The 13,603-nt window shown below is 44.1% G+C and carries 10 protein-coding genes; 4 read left to right on the top strand and 6 right to left on the bottom strand.

Annotated features, from left to right (window positions below):
- Positions 1 to 138 precede the first annotated feature (138 nt).
- The 6 genes from L0M98_RS03065 to L0M98_RS03090 all read right to left on the bottom strand — a co-directional run bounded on the left by L0M98_RS03065 (position 139) and on the right by L0M98_RS03090 (position 9,287).
- The gene (locus tag L0M98_RS03065; protein ID WP_227214955.1) at positions 139 to 1,731 is read right to left on the bottom strand and encodes a PKD-like family lipoprotein; all 1,593 of its coding nucleotides are present in this window, start codon (positions 1,729 to 1,731) and stop codon (positions 139 to 141) included.
- Between the two features lie 13 nt (positions 1,732 to 1,744).
- Positions 1,745 to 2,440 (bottom strand): DUF4843 domain-containing protein, encoded by a 696-nt coding sequence (locus L0M98_RS03070; RefSeq protein ID WP_227214957.1) that lies wholly within the window; start codon positions 2,438 to 2,440, stop codon positions 1,745 to 1,747.
- Between the two features lie 16 nt (positions 2,441 to 2,456).
- Positions 2,457 to 3,953 (bottom strand): RagB/SusD family nutrient uptake outer membrane protein, encoded by a 1,497-nt coding sequence (locus L0M98_RS03075; RefSeq protein ID WP_227214958.1) that lies wholly within the window; start codon positions 3,951 to 3,953, stop codon positions 2,457 to 2,459.
- An 18-nt stretch (positions 3,954 to 3,971) separates the two neighbouring features.
- The gene (locus tag L0M98_RS03080; RefSeq protein ID WP_227214960.1) at positions 3,972 to 7,361 is read right to left on the bottom strand and encodes a SusC/RagA family TonB-linked outer membrane protein; all 3,390 of its coding nucleotides are present in this window, start codon (positions 7,359 to 7,361) and stop codon (positions 3,972 to 3,974) included.
- A 170-nt stretch (positions 7,362 to 7,531) separates the two neighbouring features.
- Positions 7,532 to 8,644 (bottom strand): FecR family protein, encoded by a 1,113-nt coding sequence (locus tag L0M98_RS03085; RefSeq protein WP_227214962.1) that lies wholly within the window; start codon positions 8,642 to 8,644, stop codon positions 7,532 to 7,534.
- A 61-nt stretch (positions 8,645 to 8,705) separates the two neighbouring features.
- A complete protein-coding gene (locus L0M98_RS03090; protein ID WP_186975697.1) occupies positions 8,706 to 9,287 on the bottom strand; it encodes an RNA polymerase sigma factor in 582 nt (193 codons plus the stop codon).
- A gap of 361 nt (positions 9,288 to 9,648) precedes the next feature.
- Between L0M98_RS03090 and L0M98_RS03095 the strand changes: the two genes are divergently transcribed.
- From L0M98_RS03095 to L0M98_RS03110, 4 genes are all read left to right on the top strand, one after another.
- Positions 9,649 to 10,764 (top strand): SPFH domain-containing protein, encoded by a 1,116-nt coding sequence (locus L0M98_RS03095; RefSeq protein WP_227214964.1) that lies wholly within the window; start codon positions 9,649 to 9,651, stop codon positions 10,762 to 10,764.
- Positions 10,765 to 10,767: 3 nt separating this feature from the next.
- Positions 10,768 to 11,850 (top strand): hydrogenase maturation nickel metallochaperone HypA, encoded by a 1,083-nt coding sequence (locus L0M98_RS03100; RefSeq protein ID WP_227214965.1) that lies wholly within the window; start codon positions 10,768 to 10,770, stop codon positions 11,848 to 11,850.
- A 300-nt stretch (positions 11,851 to 12,150) separates the two neighbouring features.
- Positions 12,151 to 12,924 (top strand): class I SAM-dependent methyltransferase, encoded by a 774-nt coding sequence (locus tag L0M98_RS03105; protein WP_227214967.1) that lies wholly within the window; start codon positions 12,151 to 12,153, stop codon positions 12,922 to 12,924.
- Positions 12,925 to 12,929: 5 nt separating this feature from the next.
- Positions 12,930 to 13,538: a GNAT family N-acetyltransferase gene (locus tag L0M98_RS03110; protein ID WP_227214969.1), complete on the top strand. Its 609-nt coding sequence runs from the start codon at positions 12,930 to 12,932 to the stop codon at positions 13,536 to 13,538.
- Positions 13,539 to 13,603: the final 65 nt, after the last annotated feature.

The following is a 13,603-nucleotide window of genomic DNA, read 5'->3' on the forward strand; positions in this document are numbered from 1 at the left end:
TTATCACACACATTCCACATACAATCGATATACATAAAAAAACACAACATTCCCAGCCAAAATATTTTTCTGGCTTCATATCTTTAACCTTAAAAATAGAATTTTAAGAGTAGGGGGAATCCCCCTACTCAAAATATACTACCACGGGGCACTCCCACCACTGCTATTCGAAAAATTCCCGTACTTGAATATCACCTGTTTGATCTCACCCAAGTCAACGTTATCGGGTGATTCATACATATTTCCCGCGGCCCACGGATCCGGGGAACCCAACACTTGATCTATCGTGTAGAATATAAATAACTTACCTCCTTCCAAAGTTATCAACAACCGTTCGCCACTATAATCCGGGGTTAAATGTGTAACATTCCTATCAAAATCATGTATTTTCTTCACGATCTGTCGCATTCCCTCGGCTTCAGCACGAAACTCGCAATAATACAAAGACTTTCCTTCCGCGAAGTACATGTAATTTCCATTTCTCAACATAGCGTACACCGTGCGATCGGATACAATATCAGAACCGGCAAACAACCACTTACCTTTATTCGATACGTTCATTGTCACGTAAGAATACTCTTTAGTCAACGAAAATTTTTGAACATAATACTCGTCATCCTTTTTGAATATACACCGGTAATGTCCTGTACTATAATCACCCCTCTCACAGGTCGCCCAAATCAAAGAATACTCGCCAAAATTCGTCAAATTCACAAACTCATCTGGATTTGTCGAATTATCCCGAATGACTCCCTGTGACCCTGCCGACGGATCACTATTAGCAGCAATAGCCACAAACCGATTATTCGCTTTATCATGCATCAACTGTAACCCTACCCAAAAATAAGTAGCGGGAATAATCCTGTCAATATAAGTATTTGCCTTGTCAAAATCAAAGGGTATATTCATAAAACGAGTCAGATGAAAACCCGTCGGCTGAGTTGATTGTGGATAAATATACCGGGAATAAGCTTTCCCGTCATCACCTATCATCAAGTCAACTACATTACCGAACAACAAAAGCTTCGGATTCACCCCTTTCGGGTAACCACCGTAAAATTCTTCCTCCAAGGCAACCTCTTTATTCAGCAACGCCCCGTTCAAAGAAACGCATCCCCCTCCTTCTTGAAGTATCGTTAACTCGTCTCCTCCGTTATTAGGACTTGTGAAATTCTCCGCGATGTAATAAGGTTTCCGTCCTAAAGGTTCCCCCGGGTACAAGGAAGTGTAAAGATTGTAAAAAGGAGTATAATAAAAAGGCTTATCCGTAGGCTTTTCCAATCGCAAAAAATGAAGCTCCGTCGTCCCGTCGCTCTTTTCCGCCAAAAGCACGAAACCGTATTTATACGGGGAATCTATCTGCAAAGCCACCCCGTTACGGTCATAATATACTTGCCCGGATTTCCGATCCGTCACGAATAGATTAAGCGAATAAATCGCACATTTCCCCTCATGCGTGTACTTCAACACACGTTCACGCGAAATAACCGTTGTATCAAGTTTCCAAGCATAATCGAATTCCAGTGTATCCGACGGGTTTTGAAATGTCAACTCAGGGACAACCGTAAGTTCTTCCCCGAGATAACCGTAAATCGTGTACGTGTTTGCCGGTTTCACGGTAACAGTCACCTCGTTTACTTCAATATAATCATAATTACCCTTGTCCTCGTAGCATCCGCTTAATAACCACGAGCACACTATTCCCCAAAATATAATCGTTTTTCTCATCATATATTTCATTTAATCAACCCCCTATTACTGTAACAGTCATTTTCGTGTGTCCGTCTTTCTCGTACACGGTTTCATCGTTTGCCTCTTTTTCATTCAAATACTTTTTCAAAAGCAACGCGTTGTAACGACACTCCACGGCATCATCCGGATCCAAGTACCCTATCCCGGTAACCTTGATAAACAATCGATACTTTTCATCGGAATAAGTCCCCAAATAACTATTTATGATCGTGTTATTCCACCAACTCGGTTTAGAAATCTTATCATTTATCCAAAGGATTCGAGCGGAATGAGATGTCTCCCCAAGCATAAAATCCCGGGTCGGTTCCAGACGCACGGTCAACCTTACCGGTGTCGTTTGCAAATCCGGAGTTTTAATAATCTTTACCACCAACTCGGTTTGTTCCTCGTTCTTTCCCAACACGCAACGTTCCGGTAATATATAATTCCCCGGGGCGGCAGTCGTGTAATCATCCACAACAACGACCTTGTACTCTCTCTCCCGTCCTTCCGGATACCCAACTAATTTCACGCCTAAAGCGTAATCTATCGTATCTTGGTTCGGGTAAAAAGTAAAAGACACCTCTAAAGAATCCGCCATCCTACCCGTGAACTGAATATAAGCATCATTACCGTAAGTCATGATATGCTCTCGTTCACAACCCGAGAAGAGATACAACATTCCTAATATCAATAGTATTCGTTTCATAAATTCTTCCATTAAATTAATAAGACGTTTCATTATTAGGATATTCGGCAATAAACTTATCTGCTGTCATCGGAATATCCCTATCCCCGTTAAAAATATCATGATTCAATCGCTTGTACATGAAAAACGTTTGTCCCTCTGTCAACCCTTCGCGAATCATATCGTACACCAACTTTTCCTTCAAGTCATCCGGATCATCCGGCAAAGCATACTCCTTCACCCCCCGCTGGATTCTCAACGTGGCAAACAACTCTTTTGCCTCCACGATCTGTCCCTTGTTAATCAGACACTCGATCATGATGTGATACATCTCCGGGAAACGAACTATCGGGATAAGCGGACACTGATGGGTAATATTCGTGGTTACGGTACCACTCATATTAGTTATGGACGCAATCGGACGCTCCCACACCAGATAGCGGTGATTATCATTATACCGGTTATAAAATTTATAACGATAATCATCCGTTTCCAACCCGAAAAGTTTCTCCATTTCATTCATTCTAAAATAATGAGCATACGAAGCTACCTTCTCGAAATTCTCCAGATTATCTTTATTATAGAATCCCAACAGAAGCTCTTCCCAGCGTTTGGGATCGGACATTTCCGGATATGCGTCGTAATTCCCGTGATTATTGGCAGGTGTCCACTTAAACCATCCCGTGTCCACGAATCGTTTGATAGCCGCCGCATTTTTATAAGCCATCTCCTCGTTACCCATCCATATGTATATCCGTGCCAACAATGCGGTTGCACCCCAATAATTCATTCGTACCCCCCGGTAATTCAGGAAATCATCTCCACCTAACGGGGTTGCATGAGCTCCCGATGTGAAACGATGCTGCCTCCCTTTCGTCCATGCCGCGAATTTCAAGGTATCCAAAGGTCCCAACTTCTCCTGCGCGAACTCCATATCCGAAACGATATTCTCAAGCACTTGCTCCATAGTCATACGCTCGGGCTGATGATCCGGATATCTCGTCACGTAAGGAATAGCCGGACTGCCTTGATTCGTTCCCGAGGGCATCGGGCAAAACAAGCGTAACATATCAAAATGCAACAACGCCCGCAAGCCACGCATCTCGGCAAGAATCAACTGTTTCTCTATATCCTTGTTATTAAAAAAAGAACTATCCTTCTTCTCCACCTGCTGTATGATATTATTACAACTGGCTATCACATTATAGGCTTTCGCCCATGTACTTTCCGTCACCTCCTGTACACTCGAATTTTTCCAATTATAATTAGAAGCCTCCACCAACTCCGTGGGCAACCCGGAAGTAAGGTAATTTCGGGCTAAAGCACTGGTAAATCCCCAGCTCAAGTTCTTCCCGTACAAATTCGTGACACTAATTTCCCGGTACACACCGTTCACTGCCATTTGCACCCCGGTATAATCGCCGAAAATCTCCTCTTCCAGTAACACACTGTCAGACTTTATATCCAGCCAATCATTGCACGATGTCAACGCCATCGCCACCAACAACCACTGTATCAATCTCTTCATTTTCATTTCACTCTATTTTTTAGATTAGAAACTTGCATTTAAAGTAAAAGTAAAGGTTCTGGCAAAAGGATAACTTAACCCCATCTCCCGCTTGATAGAAGAAACCGTGGCTATATCATTCATGCTAAACTGAAGCCTTAACATATCCAGACCGATACGTTGAATTAAACCACGATTAAAATCATATCCCACGTTCAACGAATTGAACGTCAAAGTCCGGTCTTTTTGCACGAACCGGGAAGTCGGACGGGTAATATAATAACGATCCTTCAAAGACTTCAAAGAAGTCACATCCCCCGGCTTTTGCCAACGTTGGGAAAGCACCCGGCGATCCGCATTATTCCGCCACAAGTTGACATTTTCCACGTTATCCACCAACGTCTGGTTATACTTGTCACCCCCAAATTCAAACATAAATGTAGTATAGAAAGTAAAATTCATAAACCGTACATTAATACCCAACGAACCATTTCCCCAAGGTTCGGTATCCCCTATCTTCTGTTGTTCGTAAGTTGACCACTCGTAACTGATAGTTCCGTCACGCTTGAGATAGATTTCCTGCCCGTCAGCCGGGTTTATCCCTTTCGACTTCATCCCGTAAATCGATGTCGTTGAATTACCCGCCTCGTACTTCATCACCGGCTTCGAGTACACCCGGTTATCATCCGCTGTCCACAAAATAGAAGTCAACGGGGAATTGGCATTGGCATTAGCATATTTCTTAAAATGCTCGTCTACCCGGTCATTATATTCCTCCAGAGCCTTGGACAACTTCAGAATCTTATTTTCATTATGTGACAGAGAACCGTATATCACGATATCCAATTTCTTGGAAGTATAAGGTTTCACGTTCAGATAAAACTCCATTCCCCTGTTCTGTATCTCTCCCGCATTACTCTTGTAACTGGAAAAACCCGCGGAAGCCGGTAAAGAAACATCCGTGATCCCGTCAATCGTCTTCCGGTTATACCAGTTAAACCGACCGAACAAAATTCCATGAAAAACACCGACTTCCATCCCCAGATCCCAAGAAAGCGTTTTCTCCCACGTCAGCTTATCATTTCCCATGGCAATCAAAGTTGCCCCGATTCCGGTAGGATACCATTGATCCAGCTTGGTTTCGAAAGAATGTCGGGCGGCATAAGGCGGGAAATTCAACTTACCCGTCTGCCCGTAAGTAGCCTTTACCTTCAATTGATCCAAGAAACTCCATTGTTCGGCGAACGCGTACTTGTGGATATTCACCCCGGCACCGGAAGACCAGAAAGGTCCCCATTTCTTGTCGCTCCCGAATTCGGATGAACCGTCACCCCGGAAAGAAAAATCGAACAAATAAATATCATTATAACTATAATTCAACGTGGTAAAGAAACCGAACAAACGTGTTTTATTATCCGTTACCGTGGGTTTCTTCACGATCTCGTAGGCATAAGAAATCGCGTGCCGTTTGGCATTGGGAAAACCTTTGTATGCAGACTCCTCGAATCCTCTCTGATCCTCCTTCACGTTAATACCCACCGACAAATTGATATTGTGCTTCCCCAAACTACGGTTATACGATGTAAACAAGTTCACGTTCCATCCAAAACTCTTTGTTTCAGTCAAGTTCCTCTCTCCTTTGGTAAAAGCGGAAGCTGTCACGCTGTAAGTGGAAGAAGCCGGATCCGTGAACTTGTCCGTATCCGAAATATTATAATTCAGAGCCAATTGCCCCTTAATCTGCCAATAATTATTGATATACCAATTTACCGTCAAATTATTCGTCCAATCCTTATATCCCGATTTAGAGTAGTTTTCTAACTGTGCCTCGTACAAGGGATTTTTCTCTATCGTTCCGGTCAATCCATAACCAGGTAACGTTTGTACATAATTCCCGTCTTTATCCACCCACTCGTCATACGGGTGACGCCGGGTATAATCGGCAAAAGTGCCGTAAGGAGAATCCTTTGTACGCGTAATATCAAAAGTCGTTTGATTCCTCACCTGCAACCCTTTATACCGGTAATCCAATGCAACCCCGGCACCCAATCGATTCCGGTAAGATCCCTTCATCACACCATTTTGATTATTATAGCGCAAATCTATCCCAAAACGTATACTTTCGCTTCCACCCTCTACATAAACGCTATGATTAGCATTAACCTCCGTCCGCAAAGGCTGCGACAACCAATAATTATCCACCCCTTTGGAAACCTTATTAAGCTTCTCTATGTAATATTGATTCTTAATCTTTATTTGTGACAAAGGGTCCGTTGCATCTCCCGGATCATAATCAAACAACCCGGCAGCCACCTCCGCCTCCAAAGCTTCCTTGGCATTCATCATATTGTAAGACGACAAATCCGGGGCGGTAATACTCAAATTCCCGCTATAACTAATCCGCAACTCTCCCGGGGCAGGAGCCACCGATTCAATCACGATCACCCCGTTGGAAGCCCGGGAACCATACATGGCTGTTGCCGCCGCATCTTTCAGAATTGTAATATTGGCAATCCTGTTAATATCAAAATCATACACCTTCTCAACACTCACCTCGAAACCATCCAAAATAAAAATAGGAATATTCGGATTGCTCGTCAAAGCGAATTTCGCAACACTGGAAGAACTTCCCATCTCATCCAACTCCTTCACGCTGGCTATTCCCGAACGCCCCCGCACGTAAAACTCCGGCAAGGTATTCGGGTCGGAACCCATCTCGTTATTTTTGACCAACCGCAACGAAGGATCGAATACCGCCAAGGCACTTATCAAATTAAAAGAGGACACTTTCAATATCTCCTCCCGGCTCACTTGCGTGGCAGAACCCGTGAAACTGGATTTCTTGATATTGGCATATCCCGTCACGACCACCTCTTCCACGCTTTTCACATCCTCCCGCATCACCACGTTGATCGTGTCTTTTCCCGAGTATTTCACCTCTTGAGTCTCCATACCCAAAAACGAGAAAAGTAAAGAAAAACCATCCATCCGGGGTAACGTCAAAGCGTATTTACCATCCATATCCGTGGCAGTACCCACGGTTAATCCTTTCACCAAAACGGTCACGCCCGCCAGTGGCAGTTTCTTCTCGTCGGTCACCTTCCCCACGATCCTTATCTCCTTCTTCTCGTCCGTTATCGGTTTGAAAGTCACCACGATCAAATTATTCATGATCTCCCACCGGTAATCTTTTCCCAGTAACTTTCCCAAAACTTCACCCAACTCCTTGTCCTCCACGGAAAGCGAAACCTTACGTTCCACGTCCAACGCCTTGTCATTGAAAAAGAAGTACAAACTCGTCTGCTTCTCCAATTCTTTCAGTACTTTCGAAAGTACCTCGTTCTCGCATTTTAGCGACACTTTCTGCTGTTGAGAGTAAGTTGCCGCACTCACGTGTATAAAACACACGCACAGAATAAAAAATGTTAATTTCATAACACGAAGCATTTTTTTTAATAAAAAACTTGACCTAGCAACGTGTAATTGCTTTTTTTTCATAAATTTGAACTTTAAAGTTAGACAATATCCGGGTTTGCTACCAACAAATTACCGGAACATGAAACTTACCGATAGACGCTACCAACAACTATCGGTAATTTTTTATATTACAGTCTGGTGACGACTACATTCCTGTCTTTCAGAGAAAATCGAACATCTACCACCTTTTCGATCACCTTGAACGTTTCCGCTGCCGGCAGATTCTTATCAATCATCCCCGTAAAAGTGTACTCCTCGATTCCACTACCGAAAAAAGTTACCTTTAAACCATACCAACGCTCCATTTGAATCATAATATCCCGTAGCGACATTTTGTTGAAAATAAACATACCATCTTTCCAACTGGTATACTCCCGCACGTCGACTTCCCTCACGTGAATATCGCCATTCACGCACGCGGCCTGTTCCCCGGGCGACAATACCACCCGTTTCGTCCCGCTCGTCACTTGTACTTTACCGCTCGCCAACGTGGTTTGTACATCCGTTTTTTCCGGGTAAGCATTTATATTGAAACTTGTCCCCAACACCTCCACTTCCATATTCCGGACTTCCACCTTAAAAGGATGAGCCTCATCTCTGACCACTTCAAAGTAACCTTCTCCCTCCAAGTACACTTTCCGTTCCGCTCCCCCGAAAGTCACCGGGTACCTCAACTTACTACCGGAATTCAAATACACCACGCTCCCGTCGGAAAGCTGCAAACGGAAATCGGCAGCTACCGGAATTTCAAGAGTATGATATCGCCGAACCGTGTCATCCTCGGCTTTTGTTTCATAAACCAATCCCTTCGTACTATCCTGCCGTATCTCCACCGTACTCTCTCTCGTCAGATACTTCTGTTGCATTTCCCTCAGATTCAACTCCGAACCGTCGGACAATGTCAGAAGAATAGCATTCTTGGGACGCTCAAACGACACTGCCATTTCACCGGACGGCTTATCCCGATTTAACAGGAACACCCCGCTTAAAAGTAATATAAACGGCAAAATAATCACGGCAGCATACCTTAATACCCTCCGTATCTTGTGACGCCGCACGATAACCGGGTCTTTCACCACCCGATTCCATATCCCGTCATAATCGGGTTCCGGCATAGACGTCAAATCATACAGCTTCTCTATCGCCTCCCGCACATCCGGATCTATCTTCTTTTCCGGGGAATACTCATTGGGATACAACACATTCCATAAACTCTCGAACAATTCATCCTTTGTTTTCATGAATACATTCATTTTTCGTTGCATAATAAATGCACTCGAACTGCCCGAAAGGGTGAAAAGATTATAACATTTTTTTCAAGGAAAGTAAAAATAACATAGTAAGCGCCGTATTATCGGGATTATTCTGCACCGACTCCTTTATTTTCTTATAGGCTATCCTGACCTGAGATTTCACTGTATTCACGGCAACTCCCATGGATTCCGCCGTTTCGGCATAACTCACTCCCTCGATTACCGCCATCACGAATATCTTGCGGCATCCCTCCGGCAAAGAATCAACCACCGAGCGAATAGCCTCGATCTTTGGCGTTATATCCTCCTCCTCTTCGTTCAGGAACACCTGTTCCCGAATAATATCCGCTTCCTTTTCCGCCCGCACCTTCTGGTGACGCATATAATTCAACACGTAATTCCTAACCATTTTCCGCAAGTAATTCACGAGCGAATGTTTCACGTTTATCTGTTCCCGGTGACTCCACAAATAAACAAAACTCTCCTGCACGGCATCTTCCGCCACCGCTTGATCACGACTTAATCCCAACGCGACAAAATACAACTCCCGGGAATAATCACGAAACACTTTTTCAAAAGCCTTCACATCCCCGGCAATCAGTCGCTGCACCGTATTTTGTTCATCTGTCATATCCAACATCCTTTGGAAAAGCAAAGATAAAATTAAATTTTAAATATCAATAACCAACATCTGTTAAACAGAAAATTCTTGTCTACATTCAATAAATCTACCTGCTGAATTTCCAAGGCAATCCTACCGTAATACAATCCCTACCCCGTCACAAAATACTTCTACCCCTCTTATCCCCCCGTTGGCAAAGGACGCGATAACCGCATTACATCCGGCTGATAAGCAAGTTGAGGTAGTATTACCTTAGGATAACGAGAGAATTTCCGTGAAAAAAGATAAATTTACAGAAAGCAAACCGACAACATTGCACAAAAAAATATACTTTTGACGTGAAATTAAAATAACACTAAAGATAAAACACATGGGGCTATTTAGTAAACTTAGAGGCGAGTTTATTGACATCATCGAATTCTTGGACAACACCCAAGACACCATCGTGTACCGTTTCGAAAGACATGGCAACGAGATAAAAAACAACGCTAAACTCATCGTCCGGGAAGGACAAACGGCTGTTTTTGTCAACGAGGGACAAATAGCGGATATATTCACCTCGGGAACTTATACCCTTAACACCGAGAACCTCCCGGTATTAAGCACGTTGAAGGGCTGGAAATACGGTTTCAACAGTCCGTTCAAGGCTGAAGTTTACTTCGTGAGTACGAAAAACTTCTTGGACCAGAAATGGGGAACAAAAAACGCCATTATCCTAAGCGATAATCGATTCGGGATGGTTGAAATACGGGCATTCGGAATATACTCGTTCAAGATCACCGATGCTCCCGTTTTTATCCGGGAGATCGTGGGCACAAACCAATCGTTTACCACCCGGCATATCAGCGAACAATTGAAGAGTATCATCGTCACCCGTTTCTCCGATGCCACGGGAGAGTCAAATTTACCGATCGAGAATTACGCTTCCAACTTGAATGAATTATCGGAAACCATCTTCAGTTACATGCAAAGTGACTTTGCCGCCTACGGCATGGAAGTAACGAAATTCCTGATTGAAAACATCTCCATGCCCGAAGATGTGAAAAAAGAGATATTCGAACTCAGCCGTCTGGAAAAAATCGACTTGGATAAATTGACTAAACTAAAAGCCGCCAAAGCCATGGAAGCTGCCGCGGAGAATCCGTCGGGCACAGCCGGAATGGGCGTCGGTCTGGGAGCGGGTATAGCAATGGCCCAACAGATGACTCAAAACATGATGAACCCGTCGGACAGACAAAACGGGCAGAATACCCCTGCCACTCCCCCGCCGTTACCGGGAGAAACACTGTACTACGTCGCCATCAACGGTCAACAGTCCGGTCCCTATAACCTCGCGCGCTTACTCGAACTGGTAAAGCAACAAGTTCTGAACCCGGATTCTCTGGTATGGAAAAACGGATTACCGGAGTGGGTTCCGGCCGGAGAGCAAGCTGATTTACAGAGTTTATGGACAACAACACCCCCGCCGCTTCCAAAACAGAAATAAAGTATGACGGAAGAAACCGAGGACAACCGGACGATCGGTGACACATTCCCGTGTGAATGTTGCGGAGCCGTGCTAAAATACAAACCGGGAACAACATTCCTGCATTGTGAATATTGCGGGGCGGACACCCCAATCCAAACGAAAGTGGTGGTCAATATCAACGAACTGGACTACATGCAACACATCCGGCACGTTGAAGAACTCAACACGCACAACACAAACATCATCAAATGCCGGAAATGTGGCGCCGAATCGACATTCGACGAAAACATGAAATCCATGGAGTGCCCCTACTGCGGTACTCCCTTGATTGAAGCCGATGCGCATTATGAACGACTGTTCAAACCATCCTACCTGCTACCATTCCAAATCTCCGGTAAAGAAATTGACGACTGCCTCCACAAATGGTTACGGAAATTATGGTTCGCACCCGGTAACTTGAAACAACAAGCCCGTTGCTCCGAAAAAATGCAAGGCGTGTATATCCCTTGTTGGACATACGATGCGCAAACGGAAACCCAATACACGGGACAACGGGGTGTTACCTACACGACCTCGGTAGGAACAGGCAAAAACCGACGCACGGTAATCCGCACGGCGTGGAGTTACCGCGACGGAAACATATCCCTCTTTTTCGACGATGTAATGGTTCCGGCATCCAAATTAATCGCCTCGGGAACCGTGGCAAAAATCGAAAACTGGGACACGGAAAACCTCGTGGAAATGGACAACCGTTTCCTAAGCGGGTTCATCACGGAAAAATACATCATCAACCTCACCCAAGGATTCGAGATTGCCCAAGGCAAAATGGCAACACAAATAGACTCTGCCATCCGACGGGACATCGGTGGCGACAAACAGCGGATTTTATCAAAAAACACACGGTACGACAACATCAAATTCAAATTAATATTACTGCCTGTTTACATGTCGTCTTACTTGTATGGCAAAAAAGTATACCACTTCTTCGTGAACGGAAGAACGGGAGAAATCACAGGGGATCGCCCCTACAGTACCCTGAAAATCGTGTTCACGATCATCTTGGGACTTTTGCTAATCGGGGGAATAATATACTACAACCGGTAAGTAAATGACACATACTATTGGAAATAACCCAAAAAGCACTATCTTTACTCCCGAAAATAATACAATTGCTTTTTGAAAACAACAAATTCTAAGAAGATAAATGCGTAATTAACAGTCTGTAATCTTTTCAGACTGGGCTTTTCGATTCGGGTATTCCACCCGGAATGATTTCTTATTGAAAACACTTTTAAGGTTTTGAAGCACATCCACGGGTGCCTCGAAAATCATCATTTGAATCCTTGTGCCCGAAAAGCACGTGATTCAAAACATATTATTCATTATTCAAAAAACAAGTACATCATGAAAGAAGAATTGAAATTAATCGCGGACTTCGACATGAACATGATCGAAGACTTTTTCTCACCATTGGATCGTCAAGGTCCCGGAAGTGAAGAGGTAACAAAACTGGCGTTAAGCTTCGTCGGGAATCTATCCCCGGAATCAAAAATCGCCGATATCGGTTGCGGGGCGGGAGGACAAACCCTAACCCTCGCGGCGAATACGCGAGGGAAAATCACGGCTATTGATTTACTACCCAAGATGATTGCTAGAGTAAACGATCGCATGAAACAACATGGATTCAGCGACCGGGTATCCGGAATCACGGGTTCTATGGCAGAATTACCGTTTAAAGAAAACGAACTGGACTTGATTTGGGCGGAGGGTTCAATTTACAACATCGGGTACGAGAGAGGATTGAACGAGTGGAAAAAATTTCTAAAACCGGGAGGAATAATTGCCGTTTCGGAAGCATCATGGTTCACGCCGACACGTCCCGAAGAAATAGACCGTTTCTGGACATTCCATTACAGTGAAATCGATTTGATCTCGACCAAAGTAAAACAAATGGAACAGGCGGGATATACTCCCGCGGCACATTTCGTGTTACCCGAAAATTGTTGGACAGAAAACTTCTTCCGTCCCGCGCAAGAACATGCGGAATCATTCCTGCAAAAATACAAGTACAGCGATGACGCCAAAACCTTCGTGACCGGACAATTGAACGAGAGCAATCTCTATCAACGATACAAATCGTATTACGGTTATGTATTCTACATCGGAATAAAAAATTAAAATACATGAAAATATCTATCAGACAAGAAAAAGAGCAAGACCACGCGTACGTGGAGAACATGACACGGGAGGCTTTTTGGGACGTGTATCAACCGGGAGCGTCAGAACACCTGTTATTACACAAAATCAGAAAAGCGGATTGTTTCATTCCCGAACTTAACTTTGTTGCCGAACACGAAGGGAAGATCGTCGGGCATGTCGTGTGTACCCGGGCAAAAGTCGTGGATAAAGAAGAGAAGGAACATACAATCCTTTACCTTGGACCGATTTGTGCCGCACCGGAAGTACAGAAACAGGGAATCGGCACCCGGTTAATAGGACACACGAAAAACGTTGCCGGACAAATGGGATATAAAGCCATCGTTCTCTGGGGAAACCCGGCATATTACCATAGATTCGGTTTCGTGAATGCAGCCCAATTCAATATTACCACGCACGAGGGTAAGAATTTCGAGCCATTCATGGTCTATGAATTGGCAAAAGGAAGTCTGTGCGAAATATCCGGCAAATTCTATGAAGACGTCGTATTCGATATGACCGAAGAAGAAATAGAAGAATATGACAAAGCTTTTCCGTACAAAGAGAAACACGTCACAGACACTCAATTGAAGTAAATAAGAAAATGGGACTGTCTAACAATAAAATGTTGGCAGTCCTCTTTTTTTCTTTTCCTATATGA

It is taken from the genome of Butyricimonas sp. DFI.6.44 (assembly GCF_022132345.1).
GTDB classification, from domain to species: domain Bacteria; phylum Bacteroidota; class Bacteroidia; order Bacteroidales; family Marinifilaceae; genus Butyricimonas; species Butyricimonas muris.

What these genes read in the sequence shown, in the direction of transcription:
- L0M98_RS03065 (WP_227214955.1), bottom strand. Translation starts at nt 1,731, where the DNA reads ATGATGAGAAAAACGATTATATTTTGGGGAATAGTGTGCTCGTGGTTA.
- L0M98_RS03095 (WP_227214964.1), top strand. Translation starts at nt 9,649, where the DNA reads ATGGGGCTATTTAGTAAACTTAGAGGCGAGTTTATTGACATCATCGAA.
- L0M98_RS03090 (WP_186975697.1), bottom strand. Translation starts at nt 9,287, where the DNA reads ATGACAGATGAACAAAATACGGTGCAGCGACTGATTGCCGGGGATGTG.
- L0M98_RS03075 (WP_227214958.1), bottom strand. Translation starts at nt 3,953, where the DNA reads ATGAAAATGAAGAGATTGATACAGTGGTTGTTGGTGGCGATGGCGTTG.
- L0M98_RS03100 (WP_227214965.1), top strand. Translation starts at nt 10,768, where the DNA reads ATGACGGAAGAAACCGAGGACAACCGGACGATCGGTGACACATTCCCG.
- L0M98_RS03085 (WP_227214962.1), bottom strand. Translation starts at nt 8,644, where the DNA reads ATGAAAACAAAGGATGAATTGTTCGAGAGTTTATGGAATGTGTTGTAT.
- L0M98_RS03105 (WP_227214967.1), top strand. Translation starts at nt 12,151, where the DNA reads ATGAAAGAAGAATTGAAATTAATCGCGGACTTCGACATGAACATGATC.
- L0M98_RS03070 (WP_227214957.1), bottom strand. Translation starts at nt 2,440, where the DNA reads ATGAAACGAATACTATTGATATTAGGAATGTTGTATCTCTTCTCGGGT.
- L0M98_RS03110 (WP_227214969.1), top strand. Translation starts at nt 12,930, where the DNA reads ATGAAAATATCTATCAGACAAGAAAAAGAGCAAGACCACGCGTACGTG.
- L0M98_RS03080 (WP_227214960.1), bottom strand. Translation starts at nt 7,361, where the DNA reads ATGAAATTAACATTTTTTATTCTGTGCGTGTGTTTTATACACGTGAGT.